Origin of the sequence: Thauera sp. WB-2 (genome assembly GCF_027594845.1) — a bacterium.
Lineage (GTDB): Bacteria > Pseudomonadota > Gammaproteobacteria > Burkholderiales > Rhodocyclaceae > Thauera > Thauera mechernichensis.
On sequence record NZ_CP088935.1, the window covers coordinates 2,101,793 to 2,119,922 of the forward strand.

The 18,130-nt window shown below is 64.6% G+C and carries 14 protein-coding genes; 11 read left to right on the plus strand and 3 right to left on the minus strand.

Annotated features, from left to right (window positions below; all coding sequences use genetic code 11):
• Positions 1-23: 23 nt before the first annotated feature.
• From LQF09_RS09585 to LQF09_RS09595, 3 genes are all read right to left on the minus strand, one after another.
• On the minus strand, positions 24-1,073 hold the full coding sequence (locus LQF09_RS09585) for a FecR domain-containing protein (RefSeq protein ID WP_270069815.1): 1,050 nt from the start codon (positions 1,071-1,073) through the stop codon (positions 24-26).
• Complete coding sequence (locus tag LQF09_RS09590; protein ID WP_270069816.1) at positions 1,074-1,571, minus strand: sigma-70 family RNA polymerase sigma factor; 498 nt, start codon at positions 1,569-1,571, stop codon at positions 1,074-1,076.
• Positions 1,572-1,758: 187 nt separating this feature from the next.
• Complete coding sequence (locus LQF09_RS09595) at positions 1,759-2,151, minus strand: DUF423 domain-containing protein (RefSeq protein WP_270069817.1); 393 nt, start codon at positions 2,149-2,151, stop codon at positions 1,759-1,761.
• A gap of 152 nt (positions 2,152-2,303) precedes the next feature.
• Between LQF09_RS09595 and azu the strand changes: the two genes are divergently transcribed.
• The 11 genes from azu to LQF09_RS09650 all read left to right on the plus strand — a co-directional run bounded on the left by azu (position 2,304) and on the right by LQF09_RS09650 (position 18,057).
• Positions 2,304-2,747: an azurin gene (azu, locus tag LQF09_RS09600; RefSeq protein ID WP_270069818.1), complete on the plus strand. Its 444-nt coding sequence runs from the start codon at positions 2,304-2,306 to the stop codon at positions 2,745-2,747.
• A 173-nt stretch (positions 2,748-2,920) separates the two neighbouring features.
• Complete coding sequence (locus tag LQF09_RS09605) at positions 2,921-3,466, plus strand: sigma-70 family RNA polymerase sigma factor (protein WP_270069819.1); 546 nt, start codon at positions 2,921-2,923, stop codon at positions 3,464-3,466.
• Positions 3,459-4,517 (plus strand): FecR domain-containing protein, encoded by a 1,059-nt coding sequence (locus LQF09_RS09610; protein WP_270069820.1) that lies wholly within the window; start codon positions 3,459-3,461, stop codon positions 4,515-4,517. The genes LQF09_RS09605 and LQF09_RS09610 overlap by 8 nt, the downstream gene beginning before the upstream one ends.
• Before the next feature lie 114 nt (positions 4,518-4,631).
• A complete protein-coding gene (locus LQF09_RS09615; RefSeq protein ID WP_270069821.1) occupies positions 4,632-7,040 on the plus strand; it encodes a TonB-dependent receptor in 2,409 nt (802 codons plus the stop codon).
• Positions 7,041-7,296: 256 nt separating this feature from the next.
• Positions 7,297-8,901: a PepSY-associated TM helix domain-containing protein gene (locus tag LQF09_RS09620; protein ID WP_270069822.1), complete on the plus strand. Its 1,605-nt coding sequence runs from the start codon at positions 7,297-7,299 to the stop codon at positions 8,899-8,901.
• Positions 8,898-9,197, plus strand: a complete 300-nt coding sequence (locus LQF09_RS09625; protein ID WP_270069823.1) for a DUF3649 domain-containing protein — start codon at positions 8,898-8,900, stop codon at positions 9,195-9,197. The genes LQF09_RS09620 and LQF09_RS09625 overlap by 4 nt, the downstream gene beginning before the upstream one ends.
• Positions 9,197-10,030, plus strand: a complete 834-nt coding sequence (locus LQF09_RS09630) for a DUF3325 domain-containing protein (protein WP_270069824.1) — start codon at positions 9,197-9,199, stop codon at positions 10,028-10,030. Before LQF09_RS09625 ends, LQF09_RS09630 begins: the two co-directional genes overlap by 1 nt.
• 29 nt (positions 10,031-10,059) lie before the next feature.
• On the plus strand, positions 10,060-10,650 hold the full coding sequence (locus LQF09_RS09635; RefSeq protein ID WP_270069825.1) for a Fur family transcriptional regulator: 591 nt from the start codon (positions 10,060-10,062) through the stop codon (positions 10,648-10,650).
• Positions 10,651-10,670: 20 nt separating this feature from the next.
• A complete protein-coding gene (locus tag LQF09_RS09640; protein ID WP_270069826.1) occupies positions 10,671-11,816 on the plus strand; it encodes an efflux RND transporter periplasmic adaptor subunit in 1,146 nt (381 codons plus the stop codon).
• On the plus strand, positions 11,813-14,965 hold the full coding sequence (locus LQF09_RS09645; protein ID WP_270069827.1) for an efflux RND transporter permease subunit: 3,153 nt from the start codon (positions 11,813-11,815) through the stop codon (positions 14,963-14,965). The genes LQF09_RS09640 and LQF09_RS09645 overlap by 4 nt, the downstream gene beginning before the upstream one ends.
• Positions 14,962-18,057: an efflux RND transporter permease subunit gene (locus tag LQF09_RS09650; RefSeq protein WP_270069828.1), complete on the plus strand. Its 3,096-nt coding sequence runs from the start codon at positions 14,962-14,964 to the stop codon at positions 18,055-18,057. The genes LQF09_RS09645 and LQF09_RS09650 overlap by 4 nt, the downstream gene beginning before the upstream one ends.
• The last annotated feature ends 73 nt before the right edge of the window (positions 18,058-18,130 follow it).

Sequence of the window (18,130 nt, forward strand, 5' to 3'; positions counted from 1 at the left end):
AGCTCAGCCTGATCGAAAATAGATCAACCGCGGCGTGCTGCCCGCACCGTTGCCCAGTAGCGGGTGAGGTAGTGAATCTCGACCGGCAGCGTGCTGCGTAGCGCATCGAGGATTTTGTCCGGTTCGGCCAGGGGGTAGGAGCCCGACAGGCGCAGCGCCGCCACGGCCGGATCGCAGTTCAGGCGGCCAGGGCGATGGCGGTCGAGTTCGGCCAGGAAGTCGGCCAGACGCATGCGGCTGGCGACGATCATGCCGTCCTGCCAGGCAATGCGGTCATCGTCGGCAGTGCCGCTGGCAAGAATGGTGTGCCCGGTGAACTCCGCGCTGTTCCCCGCACCGACCGTGAGGTTGGGGGCGGCGGTACCCGCAGGACGGATTTCGACCGCGCCCGCGAAAACGTCAAGTCGCGTCCTGTCGTCGTACAGGCGAACGGAAAAACGCGTGCCCAGTGGCTGCAACATGCCGTGCGGGGTTAGCACCTGGAACGGACGGGGCCTTGGGAAGGCTTCATCACGCCCGGTGTCGATGAGGATCTCGCCGCGCACCAGTTGCAGCCTGCGGGCGTGATCCGAAAAGGCGATGTTGAGCGCGCTGTCGCTGTTCAACAGCACGCGGCTGCCATCGGCCAGTTGCAGCGTACGCCGTTCTCCTGTCCTGCTGCGCGCGTCGGCGATCCAGGGGCGCCAAGGTGCATGGTCGTGCGTTGCCAGCGTCGCACCGCCGACGAACAGGGCCGCGGCCAGCAGCTTGACGGCCTGGCGCCGTCCGCGCGAGGCCGGTCGCGTCAGCGCCGCCTGCGCCAGCGCCGAACCGAGCGGTGAGGCGAGCCCGCCCAGCCGGGCATTGACCGCCTCGATGCGCTGCCAGGCGCGCTCATGCGCTGGATCGCGCGCCCGCCAGTCCAGGATTGCCCGTTCGATGCCCGATCCAGGCTTGGCGGATTGCAGTTCGACCAGCCAGGTGACCGCCTGGCGGGCGACATCGGCGGAAACGCCGTCAAGCCGGCCCTCACTCCCTGCCAGCGGTGGCGAGTTGTCCATGTCGGCCGGCGAGGTGGGTGACAGGCCGGACATTCAGTCCAGCGCCAGGGCAAAGTAGCATTGCGTACCGGCCTTGATCAGGTAGCGCTTGACCGAGCTGATCGAGATGCCCAGCGTTGCCGCGATCTCGGTGTGGCTCATGCCGTCGAGCTGCGCATGCAGAAAGGCGCGCTTGACGACGGCGGGCAGGCCGTCGAGCAGGCGGTCGATTTCCATCAGCGTCTCCAGCAGGCAGGCCTTTTCCTCTGCCGAAGGCGCTACCGCCTCGGGCCACTGCGCCAGCGTCTCCAGGAAGGCGCGTTCCACGCGTTCATGGCGCCAGTGGTTGGAGAGCACTCGCTGAGCAACGGTGACCAGGAATGCACGGGGCTCGTCGAGGACGGGCATCTCCTCGCGGTTGAGCAGGCGCATGTAGGTATCGTGCACGAGATCCGCCGCGCGGTGCGTGCAACCGAGCTTCTTGCGCAACCAGGCATGCAGCCACCGGTGGTGGTCTGCATACAGGTCGGTGATGGGGTGGGCAGCGGGCACGGGCGACTCCGGGCGGGGAGGAAAGCGCTGGCTGGCTGCCTGAGGTCAGGGTGGCTGGCTATCGAGAATGGTTCTTATTTTGTAGGTTTCCTCGGAGGGCGTCAATTCGCGTTACGGCCCGCCCGCGAGACTGGCGTGTTCCAGAGCGCTCTCATCTAGGTCCCGTGCCGCCCCAAGAGTACAGTCTTTACCCCCTTCGCCACCCCGCTGCCGCCAGCGCCAGCCAGCCAAAGATCAGGCAGAAGCCTCCCAAGGGGATGACCTCGGCAAGTGCCCCGTAGTCGATGCCGCCGATGATGCGGATGAGGTAGATGCCACCAGCGAAGCCTGCGATGCCGACGGCGAACAGGGCACCTGCAACGTTCAGCCACAGGCTGGGTTGCCAGCGGTACCAAAGGGCAACACCAAAGAGGGCGAGGGTGTGCAGCATGTGATGAAGGCTGGCGCTGCGGGCGCGTTCCAGCGCAAGCGGTAGGTCTTCCGCCATGACATAGGCCGGCAGGCCGTGCGTGCTCCAGGCGGCGACGGCGACGCCGATGGCGCCGAGTAGCCCAGTCAGGGTGATCCAAAGGCGGTACATGTTCTTCCTCGTCAGACGATGGTGTGTGGCGGGCAGGAGAGCGTAGGTCGACACCGTTTTACCGTAATTTGTTACGATTGAGAATCATTACGATTTTGGCGGCTCAGCATGGCTCGTCTGCCCTGTCCGAATTCCTGATAAGGAGATACTCGATGAAGCGACACCTGATGCTAGCGCTCGCCTTGTTGGCCGGCGCGGCCCCGTTGTCTGCTGCGACCTGCGAAGTGACGGTCGAAAGCAACGATGCGATGCAGTTCAATCTGAAGGAAATCACGATCGATCGCAGTTGCATGCAGTTCACGGTTCATCTCAAGCACGTCGGCAAGCTTGCCAAGGTGTCGATGGGGCACAACTGGGTACTGGCGAAGACTGCCGATCTCCAGGCGGTCGCCACCGATGGCGCCAAGGCTGGGCCGGCGAATGGCTATCTGGTTCCCGACGATCCTCGGGTGATTGCGCATACCGCCATGATCGGCGGCGGCGAGTCGGACTCCGTGACCTTCGATGTCGAACGGCTAGGTGACGGGGGAGATTACAGCTTCTTCTGCTCCTTCCCCGGGCATTGGGGCGTCATGAAGGGGGTGGTGAAGTTCTGAGCGCTCCTTGCTGGCGCCGGGGTGCCGTCTTCGACCTGTGCTCGTTGAAGGCCCCCGATGTTGGCAGCTTGCGCCGGACGCTTCTGCGAGCCGCCAGGGCACCTTGCGAGTGGACGAGGCCTTTCTGGCAAGTTGGTCAGAATTGGCCCTATCACGTTTGATTGACTGTTTCGATGCTCTCTCTTCCCCGTCAGAAATCGATAGAACTGCTGTATCGAGAACACAGAGTCTGGTTGAAGGACTGGCTTCGCGTACGGCTGGGTTGCCCCCAGTATGCCGCTGATCTGGCGCAAGACACCTTCGTGCGTTTGATTCAGGCGAGGCAGGGCGCGACCGAGGCGGTCAAGCTCAAGGCACCGCGCGCCTATCTGAGAGTGATTGCGCATGGTTTGATGGTGGATCACTGGCGGCGTGCGGATCTGGAGCGCGCTTACGCCGAGGCCCTGGCGTCGCGCCCGGAGGATTTCGAGCCGTCCCCGGAGCATCGCCTTATGGTGCTTGAGGTGCTCTTGCGGCTCGATGCCTTGCTCGGACGACTCAAGCCGCGGATGCGCGAGGTGTTCATCCTGGTCCATATCGACAACTGCACCCTGGCTGAGGTCGCCGAGCGACTCTCGTTGTCGAGGGCGACCGTGGAGCGCGACCTCGCGGCGGCGATGCGCCATTGTTATCAGCAGGTGTTCGAAAACGTGCCGCTTGGCGAACCGGTTCATGGCTGAGATGACGGTGGGGCTTGGTGTCGTCAATCCCCTCGCGGCGGCGGAGCCGAGCGCCGAGGTGGTCGAGTCGGCCATCCAGTGGTCGATTCGCATGCGCTCGGGTGATGCGGACAGTGCCGCCTGCGAACGGTGGCGTGCGGTCCACCCCAGTCATGAATTGGCATGGCAGCGTGTGCAGTGGATGTGTGGCGCACTATGCGCCTTGCCGCCGGGCGAGGCCTCGACGGGTGTTGCCGATGCGTTCGCCGTCGCGGGTGGCCGCCGTAGGCGTCGGCGCCAGGTTGTCGCCATGCTTGCGGTTGCCGCTGTGCTGCCCGTGTTTGTGGGACGCCGCTGGGGCGATGAGGCAGGCAGCCAGGCCGTGTATGCAAGCACTGCACCGGGTGGCTATCGGGCGGTGTCTCTCGGCGGCGGAGGCACCTTGCGGCTGAATACCAATACGGCCGTCAGGTTGAGTCTTGAGGACCGGACGGAGCATGTCGAACTCCTACGTGGAGAAATTTACGTCGATACGACGCTGCGGGGCGCGGCGAACATGCTTGCCCTGCAGGTGTTGTGCCCCTTCGGCTCTGTGGCTTGCGAGGGCGCTGCCGTCTTCGCAGTCCGGCTCGACACTGGGCGAGCCCTGGTGCATGTCGAGGCGGGCGAGGTCCGTTTGCACGGGATGGCTGCCGGTCCGTATGTTGATGGGTTGGCTGCTCCTGCAGGGGGCTGCTACGAACTCGCCAGTGGTGGTGTCGTGCCTGCGCCGCAATCTGCCCGGCTTGATCCGCTTGGGTGGGTCGATCGCGTGCTGGCGGCACGCGACATGAGCCTGGAGAGCTTCGCCGCGGAGTTGTCCCGCTACCGCCACGCATCGGTGAGCGTGGCGCCCGAGATCCGCGACCTCGCCGTCTCCGGTGTGTTTCAGGTTGGCGATGTGGCGGCGGCGCTGAAACTGCTCACCCGCATGCTCCCGGTGCGCGTCGCCGGTTTGGCCTCCTGGTCGCGAATGCCGGTGCGCCTGCTGGCCCGCGATACCGGCGCGCCGCCAAGAAGGATAAAAATGTGAGGGATTTTTTCGGCTCGTCCGGCAAACAGGGAAAGCGAGTTTTTCCTGTCCAACTGAGGAGTCATTAGTATGTCCCCCGTATATATGCCCGGGTTCGTTCCACCCACGAATCCGTTGAAGCAGGCTCTGTACCGAGCCTTGTTGGGTGCCGGGCTGGTGCTGACAGGGTCGCCGGCCGTCGCAGCGCCTGCGGTTGAGGTGGCCCAGGGCCCCGTCCAGCGTTTCCTGGAGCCTCCGGGCACGCTGGCGCAGGCACTCGACTCGCTGGCTCGCCAGGCCAGGGTGTCAATCGCCTATGACGGGCAACTCGAAGCCATCGCCAAGCCGGCTCGCGGACTTGATGGCGAGTTCAGTCTCGACGAAGGCTTGGCTATGCTGCTCGCCGGTACCGGGTTCGAGGTGCTGGTGGTGCCAGAGGGGCGCATCGTGCGCAGGCGCCCCCAGGTGCCAGATGCAGCATCTGTGGCTGCGGCTGAACATGCCACGCTGTCCGAGGTGACCGTTCTAGGGACCAGGCTGGCGCTGGACGTAATGAAGTACCCAGGCTCGGTTGCAGTGCTAGATGACACCGCGCTCGATGGTACGGTCAATGTGATCGAGGCCCTTGGCCGTGTGCCCGGCGTCGCTTCGGGCAGCGACAGTGGGCGCAGCATTGGTTCGCAGTTCACGGTGCGAGGGTTCGGCTATGGTTCCGAGGACCGTGTGATCGTGTTGCAGGACGGCGTGAGACGGTCGTCCTCGCTTTATTCCAACCATGTTTCGACCTTCCGGTCGGACAACGACCTGCTCAAGCGCGTTGAAGTGGTGAAGGGCGCATCGTCGGTCTCGCACGGCGGCGGGGCGATCGGGGGGGTTATCGGGATGACCACCAAGGATGCCGGTGACTTCCTCGCTGCTGGCGAGGAGCGGGGTGTGGCCGCCAAGCTTGCTTATCAGACCAACAACTATCGTGAGGTGTACCTGGCAGGCGCGCTCGCTCCGGCCGATAAGCCTTACGAACTGCTGGCCTACGGCAAGCGGGGGCGGGTTGGCGATCTGCGGCTTTCGCGCACGGTGGACAAGGGTAGCGGCGTGTTCAACCGTGACGTCGATAATCACGAGGATCTCGAGGTCGGCTTCATCAAGGCTGCATGGAACCTCCCCCATGGCCAGCGCGCTGAGCTTTCCTACTACGACTTTGCCGAGGACACCGAAGTGACTTGGCAGACGCTTTTCCACTCGGGCTACAGTACGACAACGGGACCGGTGCGAGGAACCCTGCGCCAGCGCGACATGGTGGCGAGCTACACCCTGCAGCCGGGATCGCCGTGGCTGAATGTCTCGGCGATGGCGTACCACGCGGTTGGCAGTTATGACCGCGGCTACGAGTATGTCCTGAGCAGCGGCGCTCAACGCAAGCTCGACTATGAGAACAAGGACACACGCCGTGGATTGCGCCTGAACAACCAGATGTACTTCGATGCCCTGGGCGCTCGTCATCGCCTGATCGTGGGTGTCGATTACGAGCGCCGTAACGAGGATGCCAGCTATGTGCTCGATGGCGTGGCGACGGTGTTCGGCTCGATTCCGAATACCTACAACGATCTGGGCCTCTTCCTGCAGGAAGAGGCAAGCTTCCTCGATGACAGGTTGGTCGTGCATCTAGGTGGTCGCTACGACCGCTTTCAGCGCAAGGTGAATGCGAACGAAGGGGAGTACAGCAACAGTCACTTCTCGCCGCGCGTGGGCGTCAGCGCGGCCGTGGGGCAGGGCTGGCATCTGTTGGGAAACTATTCGGAATCCTTCCGCGCGCCGACGCCGCACGAGACCTCCTCGAGCGGACCACTCAATCCGCACTACTACTACCTTCCGAACCCCGATCTCAAGCCGGAGACCGTGCGGGAGTTCGAGTGGGGCGTGTCCTTTGACCGTCGATCCATGTTCGTTGACGGTGACCGGCTGCGCATGAAATCGACGTACTTCGACGGCACCATCGACAACCTGATCAAGCTGCAGCCCGACCTCGCCGGGCCCAAGCCACCGGAGAGCAATCACTACGCGACCTACGAGAACGTAGACAAGGTGGAGCGTCGCGGCTACGAGCTGACGACGGCCTACAGCACCCGCCGTGCCGGAGTCGATCTGTCCTACGAGCACCTGAAGCAGCGCGACAAGGCGACCGGGCGCTTCACGCCTCAGGCCTATGCAGACCGTGTGCGTGTAGGCGTCCATTTCAGCCCGTTCGAACGCATGCGGGTGAACGTGGACGTCAGCCATTGGCGCAAGCCGGACCAGAATCCCGAGACCGTGGTGTCCGGGGGGCGGACGCTCTGGTATGTGCGCGATGACTTCACTCAGGTGAATGTCGGTGTGCGGTGGGCGCCAAGACTGGCTGATGGGTCACTATTGGGCAAGGAGATAGAGATCTCGGCCGGCGTCAACAATCTGTTCGACCAGCCTTACATCAACGCCTTGAACGTGGAAACGACCACACGCGTCGGCAAAGGCCGGAATGCTTACCTGAGCTTGACGAGTCGGTTCTGAGCGAATGGGGCGCGAGGCTCCGCTGCCGTAGCGACGCTGACCATGACGCGCTGGGTCAAGGGCACGTCATGGTCGAGTCTGGGTTAAATGTAACTAAGTGTGAATTAGTGACCGTTTTGGGGCGCTTGAACGACATCGACAGTAAGGCACAGCAAACCGTTGGCGCACCTGAAGCCGATGCCTTCGCCATGAAGTCATCGGTCGCCAGCGTGGTTGCCACGGTGCGACAACAAACGACGCTCCCCGAGAGGAATTGATGAAGGATGGATTTCGCCAGTGCATGGCCTGGCTCCACACCTGGGTTGGCCTGGTTGCCGGCTGGGTGTTGTTCTTTGTGTTCGTGACCGGCACGGCCGGATACTTCGACGACGAGATTGACCGCTGGATGAAGCCCGAACTGCCGCTGTCGGCGAGGGTGGAGGTGGGTGATCGCGCCGCAATGCTCGAGCGTGCGCTTGACCGCCTTGAGTCCGTGGCGCCAGGCGCGAAGGAGTGGACGATCCTCCTTCCGGGCGAAGCCGTCGTGCCGCGTGGGGCGCGCGGACTTGCCGTGCGCTGGGAGGAAATGCCCGAGTTCGGTCGCGACCAGGGGCGCCGTGGCAGCGAAGGACTCGACGCCGGGAGCGGGGAGCCTGTACCCGATGTGGAGCCGCGTGCGACCAGGGGAGGGCAACTGCTGTACCGCATGCATTACCTGCTGCACTACATGCCGACCACTGCGGGAATCCTGCTGGTTGGCGTGTGCACGATGATGATGCTGATCGCGATCCTGTCGGGGGTGGTCACCCACAAGCAGATCTTCAAGGATTTCTTCACTTTCCGGCCTGGCAAGGGGCAGCGTTCCTGGCTCGACGCGCACAACGTGGTGAGCGTGATGGCCTTGCCGTTCTTTCTCATGATTACTTACAGCGGTCTCATCCTGTTCCCGGTGCAATACATGCCCGGCGCGATCTACACCGTCTACGGCGGTTCCGAGCAGGGGGTGAGGGCGTTCTCCGATCAGTTCTTCGAGGTCGAGCGCGACCGATCCTACGAGCCTCTGCAGCGCCCGCTCGTCGCCTTGGACGCGATCGTTGCCCAGGCCGAAGCCCAGTGGGGGGACGGACAGGTTGCGGCGCTGGAGTTGAGTCACCCGGTCGATGCGGTTGCGACGGTGACCGCGCAACGGCGGCATGGCAGTAAGATCGATTTCCGAGAGCCGGAGTCGCTCCGTTTCGCCGCCCACACTGGAGAGCCCTTGGCAGCACTCGAGCCCAGACATGCGGTCGGACAGACACGCAACGTTCTCTATGCCTTGCACGAGGGACTGTTTGCCGGCCCCTGGTTGCGTTGGGTCTACTTCGGGTCGGGCTTGCTGGGTTGCGCCATGATCGCGACCGGACTGGTGTTGTGGACGGTCAAGCGACGCAAGCGCCACCACAAGCAGGGCGCAAACGCCTCCGCTTTCGACGCAGCGGGGTTGCGGCTGGTCGAGGTGCTCAACGCCGGTACGATCGCCGGCCTGCCAGTGGCCGTGGCGGCGTACTTCTGGGCCAATCGGCTGCTGCCGCTGGACATGGCGGATCGGGCACAGTGGGAAGCCCACATGATGTTTGCCGTGTGGGGCTGGCTCTTCATCTATGCCTCGCTGAGGCCGCTGCGGCGAGCTTGGGTCGAGATTCTGTGGCTTGCGGCGCTGGCCTATGCCTTGCTGCCAGTGCTCAACGCTGCCACCACCGATCGCCATCTCGGTGTGTCGCTGCCACATGGAGACTGGGTCTTGGCCGGCTTCGATCTCACCATGATTGGTCTTGCTGCCGTGTTCATCTACATCCTGCGCAAGCTCGATCGCCGTTGGACCAAAGGGGAGGTGACTGCATGAAGGTGTTGTCTGCGTCCGCCCGTTATCGCTGGGCGGTCTTGTCGCGGGTGCTTGCAGCGTCGCTTGGGGGCTATGCCTTGACGTGGGCGGCCATTGTGCTTCTGGCGTTGCTCTGGCCGCTGCCGCGCGCCCAGGCCGTCGGCCTGGCCACGATGCTGGGCTTCCTCATCTATGCAGCAGTCGCGATGTGGGTCTTCGCCACGCGTTCGGCCTGGCGTGCCTGGGCCGGAATCGTCGCTTGGACTGCGCTGTTCGCAGCGCTCGGATGGTGGTTGATGCAGGGGGCGGCGACGTGATGGCGATTGCTCTGCTGGTTGTCACGACATTTGCCTTTGCCGCGCTTGCGCTTGGCATGGAGCGCCACGCGAAGGACGTGCTTGGCGTTGTTCCTGCTCCACGCAGGCGCCTGGGGCTTCGCATTGCCGGATGGGTGCTGCTGGCCGTGGCAATGGCACTCGGCATGCTGGGCTGGGGGGCCACGGTAGGTGTCGTCGAATGGATGGGCGCGATGACGGTGGCGACCGTGCCGTTGGTCATGCTGGTGCTGCCGTACTATTCGCGTAGGTACAGGCACAGGCGCAGCGCAGCGCCCGCCTTACCTGCCTCCGGAGCCGAGTTCGTCGAGTTCGGGGCAGCCCGCTGCAGTTTGAGCGCCAGGCTATGGAGAGGCGTGCGGGTGCTGGTACTCGTTGCTTTGCCTGCTGGGATCGCATGGGCCTTCGTTAATGTTCCGCCAAGTCCCGTTCAGCGAGATGACGCCCTTGCCGGCCACGTGGGGCCGTGGTCCTTCGTCATCGCCGATGTCACCCGCAAGCCGCCCGAGCCCTCGGCGCTGGGTACGGCGATGAAGGCGTTTCAGGTTCGCTTCTGCACAGGCTGCGACACCCAGATTCGATCGGCCTATTTGAAGATCCGCCAGCCGCGCTCCTTGCGCGGCGCGGGGATGGTCTTTCAGGGACCGTCGTGGAACCGCAGGGCTGATATCCAGATTGCACCGACTGCGCGGATCGAGGACGGTTTGTGGCTCACCGTGGAGGGTATGGATGGCAGCGTGCACGCCGTCGAGATCGACCTAGCCCGCGTGTCGCCCGCCACCGCGCGTTACCTGTCGGCGCTGACGGGGAGGTAGTGAGGTTCGGACTGGATTCAGGAGCGAGCATGTTCATACGCAAGAAGAACGAGAGGGGTGCTGACTACAGGGCGGCGCAATCGGCGCGGCAGGCAGCCAAGCTCGAGCCACGCCTGGAGGCCGCGCAATCTGCGCTGGTGAGCGCCGGCCTGCGCGTCACGCTTCCACGCCTTCTGGTCCTGAGCCTGTTTCTTGCAAGCCGGGTGGAGGCCATGTCTGTGGACCAGGTACTCAGAGCCTTGTTCGAGCGCGGGGATGCGATGTCGCCCTCGACCGTCTACTCGGCCTTGCGCCAGCTCGATGAGGCCAGGCTGATCGTGAGTCGCTACGAGGACGGTCGGCGGGTGTTCGAGCAATGCGGCGGTTTGCCGCCGGCGCGCGTGGTCTGCGATACCTGCGGGACCGAACGCATCCTGCGAGATTCGGAACTGGACGTGGTCGTGCGCAGGGCAGTCGGTGATGCGGGCTTTAGCCTGGGTGACTACACCCTGGTGGTGCGTGCCTCATGCAGCGCGGGTTGCCCCGAGTGCTGCGGCGAGGCGCGCATGTCGGCCCAGCCGGATACGGGATCGGCACTGGGCGTCGGCGGGGTCGCCGTCGCAGGCTCAAGTTACGTATGAGTGATTCAACTGTGAAACGAATGCGCTCTCTGCGCCGTATTGGCTTGGTCGTGGCCGTACTCGCTGCGGGCGGCCTGGCGTGGTGGGCCGCAGGCGAGGATGAGTCTGCCGCCGGTGCGCCGCCTTTCAGTCCATGGACCGGTGCGGTACCCGTGCGAACGGTGCAGTCCGAAGCGGGTGTGCTGGAGGTGAGCCTGCAGGCAGTCGGCGACGTGACGCCGCTCGCTGCGGTGACCGTCATCGCGCGCGTGGGAGGGCCGCTGCAGCGCCTGCTTTTCGTCGATGGCGCTACGGTCGAGGCGGGTGCCGCACTGGCCGAGATCGATTCCGCGCCATACCGGGCGAAGCTGGCCCAAGCGCAGGGCGAACATAGCCAGGTGATGGCACGCCTTCGTCATGCCGAGCGCGAGCTGACCCGTTCGAAGGCGCTGTTACGAGAGGATGCGATCGAGCGACAGGTCGTGGAGGCAGCAGAGTCGAACATCGCCGAGTTACGCGCCGCAGTTTCGACTGCCGAGGCGCGCGTGGCCGATGCGCGCCTGCAGTTGGACTGGACCCGCATCACGGCGCCGATTGCCGGTCGCCTCGGACTGCGCGGGCTCGATGCCGGCAACCTGGTCGTTGCGGGCAGCACGGAGCTGGTCACGATCGTGCAGATGAAACCCATCGGCGTCACCTTCGGCGTACCGGGGCACGAACTGCCTGCGGTGCGCGCGGCCATGCGAGACGGGCGGACGCTGGCGGTGGATGTCTATGCACGTGACGGCAGCAGCCTGCTCGCACGCGGTGTTCTTGCGACACTGGACAACCGTATCGATCCGCGTACTGGCACGGTGCGCCTGCGTGCCGAGTTCGCCAACGAGGATGAGGCGCTGTTTCCGAATCAGTTCGTCAACGTCCGTCTGCGCGTTGGTGTGGATCGCGAAGCGGTCACGATCCCCGCTGATGCCGTCCAGTACGGGGCACGGGGCGCATACGTCTACGTCATCGAGGACAACCGGGCGAGGTTGCGCCCGGTCGAGACGGGCAGGGTGGCCGATGGACTGGTCGCCATCGTCGATGGACTTGCGGCCGACGAGATGGTCGTCCTCGAGGGGGTAGACCGATTGCGCGAAGGTCGCGAGGTGTCGCTGCAAGGCGAGGTCGCGCTCAGCGCGCAGAAATGAACCTGTCGCGGCCCTTTATCCTGCGGCCGGTGGCGACCGTGCTGTTAACGCTGGCCATGCTTGCCAGCGGCTTGCTTGCCTGGCGCCTGCTGCCGGTCGCTGCGTTGCCGAGCGTTGACTATCCGGTCATCCAGGTCATGACCTTTCGTACCGGGGCATCGGCAGATCTGGTGGCGCGCACGGTCACAGCGCCGCTCGAGCGCAGGCTCGGGCAGATCCCTGGGTTGCGAAGAATGTCTTCGACGAGTTCCGCGGGCGCCTCGTCAATCACACTGCAGTTCGCACTGGAAGTCGATATGGCCGTGGCCGAGCAGGAGGTCCAGGCCGCGATCACTACGGCAGCCAGCCTCTTGCCGCGCGATCTGCCCACTCCGCCCGTTTACCGCAAGGTCAACCCTGCCGACACGCCCATCCTGACATTGGCGGTGTCGTCTTCCAGCATGGCACTTGTCGAACTCTACGATCTCGTGGATACCCGCGTCGCGCAGAAGCTGGCGCAGCTCTCCGGGGTCGGGATGGTCAACCTGGCCGGTGGCCAGCGCCCGGCCGTGCGGATCCAGGCTGATCCTCGTACGCTTGCTGCGCACGGAATGACGCTCGAGTCCCTGCGCTCGGCCGTCTCGGCAGCCAATTCGAACCAGCCCAAGGGCAGCCTGGATGGCCCCTACCGCTTCGTGATGATTGAAGCCAACGACCAGATTCGCTCGCTTGACGATTACCGGACACTGGTCGTGGCATGGCGTGACGGCGCCCCATTGCGGCTTGGCGACCTGGCTAGCATTGAACGAGGTGCTGAGGATCGCTTCCAGGCAGCGTGGGCCGGAGTTTGCTGGGCGCCCGAAGAGGGCGCAGTCGCTACCTGTGCGCCTGGACAGACGCGCCAGGTGCCCGCAGTTCTGGTGAACGTCTATCGACAGCCCGGCGCCAATGTCATCGAGGTGGCCGATCGCGTTCGCGACCTGCTGCCGAGCCTGACCGCGACCCTTCCGGCTGCGGCCGATGTTGCGGTGCTGACGGACCGCACCGAGTCCATCCGAGCCTCGGTGTGGGGCGTGCAGAAGGAGCTCCTGTTCGCGGTAATGCTGGTGGTGCTGGTCACCTTCCTGTTCCTGCGGCGCGCTTCAGCCACCCTCATTCCGAGTGTCGTCGTGCCCTTGTCGCTGGTCGGAACCTTCGGCTTCATGTACCTCGCAGGCTTCTCGGTGAACAACCTCAGCCTGATGGCACTGACCATCGCGACCGGATTCGTTGTTGATGATGCGATCGTCATGCTCGAGAACATTGCACGCCACCGCGAGTCGGGCGAGTCCGCACTGCAGGCTGCGCTCAAGGGGGCAGCCGAGATTGGTTTCACGCTTGTGTCGCTCACCTTCTCGCTTGTCGCAGTGCTGATTCCCTTGCTGTTCATGGGTGATGTGGTGGGGCGCCTTTTCCGCGAGTTTGCCATTACCCTTGCGGTGGCGATTTTGATCTCGCTGCTCGTGTCCCTCACCCTGACGCCGATGATGGCCGCAAGGATGCTTGGAAGCACGCAAGGAGGGGGGCATACCGAACGCGGCGGTGCCGGCTTGGGTCTGTTTGACCGCCTGCTGCGCGCCTACGGAGTCATGCTCGAGCGTGTTCTAGCGCATCAGACGATCACCCTTCTGGTCCTGCTTGGCACGCTGTGCCTGACGGCGCTGCTCTACGTCGCAGTTCCGAAGGGCTTTTTCCCCGTCCAGGACAGTGGTGTCATCCAGGTCGTCACCGATGCGCCGCAAACGGTTTCGTTTCGCGCCATGGCCGAACGTCAGCAGGCATTGGCCGAGATTGCGCTGGCAGATCCCGACGTGGCGGGCCTGTCGTCCTTCATCGGCATCGACGGTAGCAATGCGACGCTCAACAGCGGACGCATGCTCATCAATCTGCGCCCGCACGGAGAGCGCTCAGCTGGTGCAGTAGAGATCGGGCGCCGCCTGGCGACCGCGATGCGTGAAGTGGAGGGTATCCGCGCATGGTTGCAGCCGGTTCAGGAGTTGTCCATCGAGGATCGTGTGAGTCGTACGCAATACCAGTTCACGCTCTCGTCCCCCGACGAGTCCGAGCTTGCCGACTGGGTGGGCCGCACGATAGAGGCACTGGGTGGCCTCACCGAGCTGACCGATGTCGCGGCCGATCACCAGCGCGAAGGCCGGCAGGTTTTCGTTACGATTGATCGCGACGCAGCCGAGCGTCTCGGGGTGCGTACTTCTGCCGTCGTCGAGGCGTTGCATTCGGCCTTCGGCCAGCGCCAGATCGCGACCTTGTTTACGCAGGCCAACCAGTACCGAGTTGTCCTCGAGGCGAACACCGAGCGCATTGGTGGTCTGGCTGCACTCGATGCGATCCATGTTGCTGCGGGCGACGGTACGCCGGTGCCACTGGCGTCGCTTGCGCGTTTTGAACAGCGTGCGGTTGCACTCGCTGTCCACCAGCAGGGACAGTTCCCCGCCGCCACCTTGTCGTTCAACCTTGGTCCAGGTGTGTCGCTGGGCGATGCGATCGAGGCGATCGAGCAGGCGCTTGCGAGGATCGGTTTGCCGCCTTCGGTGGACATGCGCCTTCAGGGGGCAGCGGAGGCCTTCCAGACCTCGCTCTCCGGCACCCTGTGGTTGATGCTGGCAGCCGTGGTCACGATGTACATCGTGCTCGGCGTGCTCTACGAGAGCACGATTCATCCGCTGACAATCCTGTCTACACTGCCGTCGGCAACGGTGGGCGCGCTGGGGGCGCTCCACCTTTCCGGCCGGCCGCTGGATCTCATCGCAGTGATCGGCATCGTGCTCCTCATCGGTCTGGTGAAGAAGAACGGCATCATGATGGTGGACTTCGCACTCGATGCGCAGCGGCGCCATAAGATGTCTGCGCTTGATGCGATCCGCCGCGCGGCCATGCTCCGCTTCCGGCCGATTCTCATGACCACGCTTGCCGCCCTGGTCGGTGCGTTGCCGCTCATGTTTGCATCCGGGTCAGGCGCCGAGTTGCGTCAGCCGCTTGGCGTTGTGATGGTCGGTGGCTTGCTGGTGAGCCAGGTGCTGACAGTCTTCACTACCCCCGTAGTGTTCCTGTTCTTCGACCGCCTGGCCGTCGGTTGGCGGCGGCGCATAATGGTGCAGGAGCATGCGGTGTGAGGGCGCTGGCACGGCTGTTTGTGCGGCGGCCGGTTGCAGCGTCGCTGCTGGCCCTGGCCTGGTTGCTGTGCGGTGCCCTGGCACTGCGCCTGATGCCGGTCGCGCCGCTGCCGCAGGTGGACATGCCAGTGATCGAGGTATCTGCGGCACTGCCCGGCGGTAGTCCCGAGACCATGGCGCGCATGGTCTCGGCGCCGCTCGAGCGCGCGCTCGGCAGCGTTGCGGGCGTCGCCGAGATGAGCGCCTCGACGTCCCAGGGCGCGGCGCGCGTTCGGCTGACCTTCGAGTTCGATCGCGACATCGATGATGCGGCCCGCGATGTCCAGGCGGCGATCAATGCAGCCATAGGTGATCTACCTGCAGGTATGCCGGGGGCTCCCGTGTATCGGAAGGTGAATTCGGCACAGGCGCCCATCATGGTTCTGGCGCTATCTTCGGCCAATCTGGCGCCTGGTAGGCTGTACGACCTGGCGTCGACCATCCTCGCGCAGAAGATCGCGCAGATGCCCGGTGTGGGAGAGGTGACTGTCGGTGGCAGTGCGCTGCCGGCCGTGCGCGTGCAACTGGATCCGGCCAGCCTCGAGTCGCACGGGATTGCGCTCGACGAGGTACGGCGCGCGATCGGCGACGCAGACGCCCAACTGCCGCTCGGTGCCATCGAAGACGGGGGGCTGCGCTGGCAGGTCGGGGCGGGGCCTGATCTGCGCGTAGCAGCTGACTTCGAACAACTCGTGCTTCGTCACGACCATGGTGCGATGTTGCGCCTGGGTGATGTCGCCCGGGTCTCCGATGGCGTCGAGAATCGCTACGCCAGTGGGCACCACAACCGTGATCCGGCGGTGCTGCTCACCGTCGGTCGCCAACCAGGGGCGAACATCGTCGCCACCATCGACACCATTCGCAGTCAGATGCCGACGCTGACCGCGCTGCTACCGGCTGACACCACGCTGGACGTGGTCGTTGACCGCTCGCCGGGAATCCGTGCGTCGCTTGATGAGGCCTGGGCCACCCTGTGGATAGCGGGGACACTGGTCGTCCTGGTGGTATGGGCCTTTCTGGGCAGCCTGCGCGCAGCGTTGATTCCTGCGCTTGCGGTGCCGGTGTCCCTGTTGGGGGCTTGCGCACTCATGTACCTCGCCGGCTTCTCGCTCAACAACCTGAGCCTGATGGCGCTGATCGTCGCTGCCGGACTCGTGGTCGATGATGCGATCGTGGTGCTCGAGAACATCGAACGCCACATCGCCGCGGGTATGCGGCCGTATCGCGCCGTGATCGTGGGGCTCGGCGAGGTGGGCTTCACACTGCTCGCGATGAATCTGGCGCTGATTGCTGTATTCGCTTCCATCCTCTTCATGGGCGGCGTGGTCGAGCGTCTCTTTCGTGAGTTCTCGCTCACCCTTGTGATGGCCATGACGGTGTCGCTGATGGTCTCGCTCACCCTCGCCCCTGCCCTGTCCGGACAGATGCTGCTGCGGCCCTCGGCGCACCCTCCCGGCCTGCTCCGCCGGCTCGCAAGCCTTGTCTTCGGGCGCCTTGAGGCCGTCTATGCGAGGACTCTGGACTGGGCGCTCGCGCACGCGTGGGTCGTTCTGCTCGTGCTCGTGGTTGCTGTCGGTCTTACGGTCTGGCTCTATCTGCTCGTACCCAGGACCATGCTGCCGGAGCAGGATACGGGGCAGTTGCGCGGGCTCGTACGCGGCGACGACGGTTTCTCGTTTCAGGTCATGCAGCCCAAGATCGAGCGCTTCCGGGAGTATCTGCTGGCCGATCCCGCAGTGGCCGATGTCATCATCACCAGTGGCGGAAGTGGTGGCGGGATGAGCAACGGCTGGCTAATGGTGAGGCTCAAGCCACTGGCCCTGCGCGGCGAGAGCGCTCGTGCCGCGCTCGAGCGCATCCGGCGCAATGCGCCGCGGGAGCCGGGGGCGATCCTGCTGCTCAACATCGACCAGGATCTTCAGCTGTCGGCGCCCTTTGGCGGACGCGGCGAGGAGTTGCTCTTGCTCGGCGATGATCTTGCCAGGCTCACGCAGTGGATGCGCAAGGTTGCTGACGGCATGCGCACCCTGCCCGAGGTCGCAGACGTCGATGATTTCGGCAACGACGCGACGCAGATCGTCGTCATCGACATCGACCGCGAGGCCGCTGCTCGTCTTGGCGTTGACGCGGAGTTGGTCACCAGCCTGATGAACAACGCCTTTTCGCAGCGCCAGGTGGCCACGCTGTTCGGCCGGCTCAACCAGTACCGCGTCGTGATGGAGCTCGAGCCAGGCCACACGGCCGACGCCAGCGTGCTCGATCGCCTCCAGGTGGTGACGGGTGATGGGCAGCGGGTGCCGCTGTCGGCCTTCGTAAGCTATCGGTATGAATTGTCCTCCGATCGAGTTTTTCGCGCCGATCAGTTTGCCGTGGTCGGGGTGGAGTATGACCTTGCGCCCGGTGTGACCGCATCGGAGGCGCAGCAGGCGATCAACGGCTTGTTGGCAAGACTGATGCTGCCGAACGACATCATTGCCAAGCCGGGGGGCGATGGCAGCCGCCTTCAGCAGACCATGCAGGCGCAACCCTGGCTCATACTTTGGGTGGTGGTGGCGGTGTACGTGGTGCTCGGCGTACTCTACGAGAGCACGCTGCATCCCCTGACCATCCTGTCGACGCTGCCGCCTGCCGGGGTCGGCGCACTTGCAGCGCTGCATCTGGCAGGTATCGCGTTCAGTCTGATCGCCCTCCTGGGGCTCTTCCTGCTCATCGGCGTTGTCATGAAGAACGCCATCCTGATGATCGATTTTGCGCTCGACGGCGAACGTCGGCTCGGGCTCGAGCCGAGATCGTCGATCCGGCGCGCCGCTAGCCTGCGCTTGCGGCCGATCCTGATGACCAATCTCGCTGCGGTGCTGGCTGCGCTGCCGCTCGCGTTCGGGGTGGGCGAGGGCGCCGAGTTGAGACGTCCGCTCGGCATCGCCATCGTTGGCGGGCTGGCGGTCAGCCAGTTGCTGACCCTGTACACGACGCCAGTCGTCTATCTCGTGCTCGACCGGATGCGCACGGGCTTCACGACTGCGCGTGGTGGCCCCGCTGCCGCCATGCGTTGATGCCGTGTTCGGCATGCCGGAGGCGGATAGAATGCGTTGTCTAGCCCACTCGATCTGGAGCAGCCAGTTGATG

Excerpts from the sequence above, each read along its gene's own strand:
- LQF09_RS09630 (WP_270069824.1), top strand. The coding sequence starts at position 9,197 with ATGGCGATTGCTCTGCTGGTTGTCACGACATTTGCCTTTGCCGCGCTT.
- LQF09_RS09605 (WP_270069819.1), top strand. The coding sequence starts at position 2,921 with ATGCTCTCTCTTCCCCGTCAGAAATCGATAGAACTGCTGTATCGAGAA.
- LQF09_RS09635 (WP_270069825.1), top strand. The coding sequence starts at position 10,060 with ATGTTCATACGCAAGAAGAACGAGAGGGGTGCTGACTACAGGGCGGCG.
- LQF09_RS09585 (WP_270069815.1), bottom strand. The coding sequence starts at position 1,073 with ATGTCCGGCCTGTCACCCACCTCGCCGGCCGACATGGACAACTCGCCA.
- azu (WP_270069818.1), top strand. The coding sequence starts at position 2,304 with ATGAAGCGACACCTGATGCTAGCGCTCGCCTTGTTGGCCGGCGCGGCC.
- LQF09_RS09595 (WP_270069817.1), bottom strand. The coding sequence starts at position 2,151 with ATGTACCGCCTTTGGATCACCCTGACTGGGCTACTCGGCGCCATCGGC.
- LQF09_RS09620 (WP_270069822.1), top strand. The coding sequence starts at position 7,297 with ATGAAGGATGGATTTCGCCAGTGCATGGCCTGGCTCCACACCTGGGTT.
- LQF09_RS09610 (WP_270069820.1), top strand. The coding sequence starts at position 3,459 with ATGGCTGAGATGACGGTGGGGCTTGGTGTCGTCAATCCCCTCGCGGCG.
- LQF09_RS09640 (WP_270069826.1), top strand. The coding sequence starts at position 10,671 with ATGCGCTCTCTGCGCCGTATTGGCTTGGTCGTGGCCGTACTCGCTGCG.
- LQF09_RS09625 (WP_270069823.1), top strand. The coding sequence starts at position 8,898 with ATGAAGGTGTTGTCTGCGTCCGCCCGTTATCGCTGGGCGGTCTTGTCG.
- LQF09_RS09645 (WP_270069827.1), top strand. The coding sequence starts at position 11,813 with ATGAACCTGTCGCGGCCCTTTATCCTGCGGCCGGTGGCGACCGTGCTG.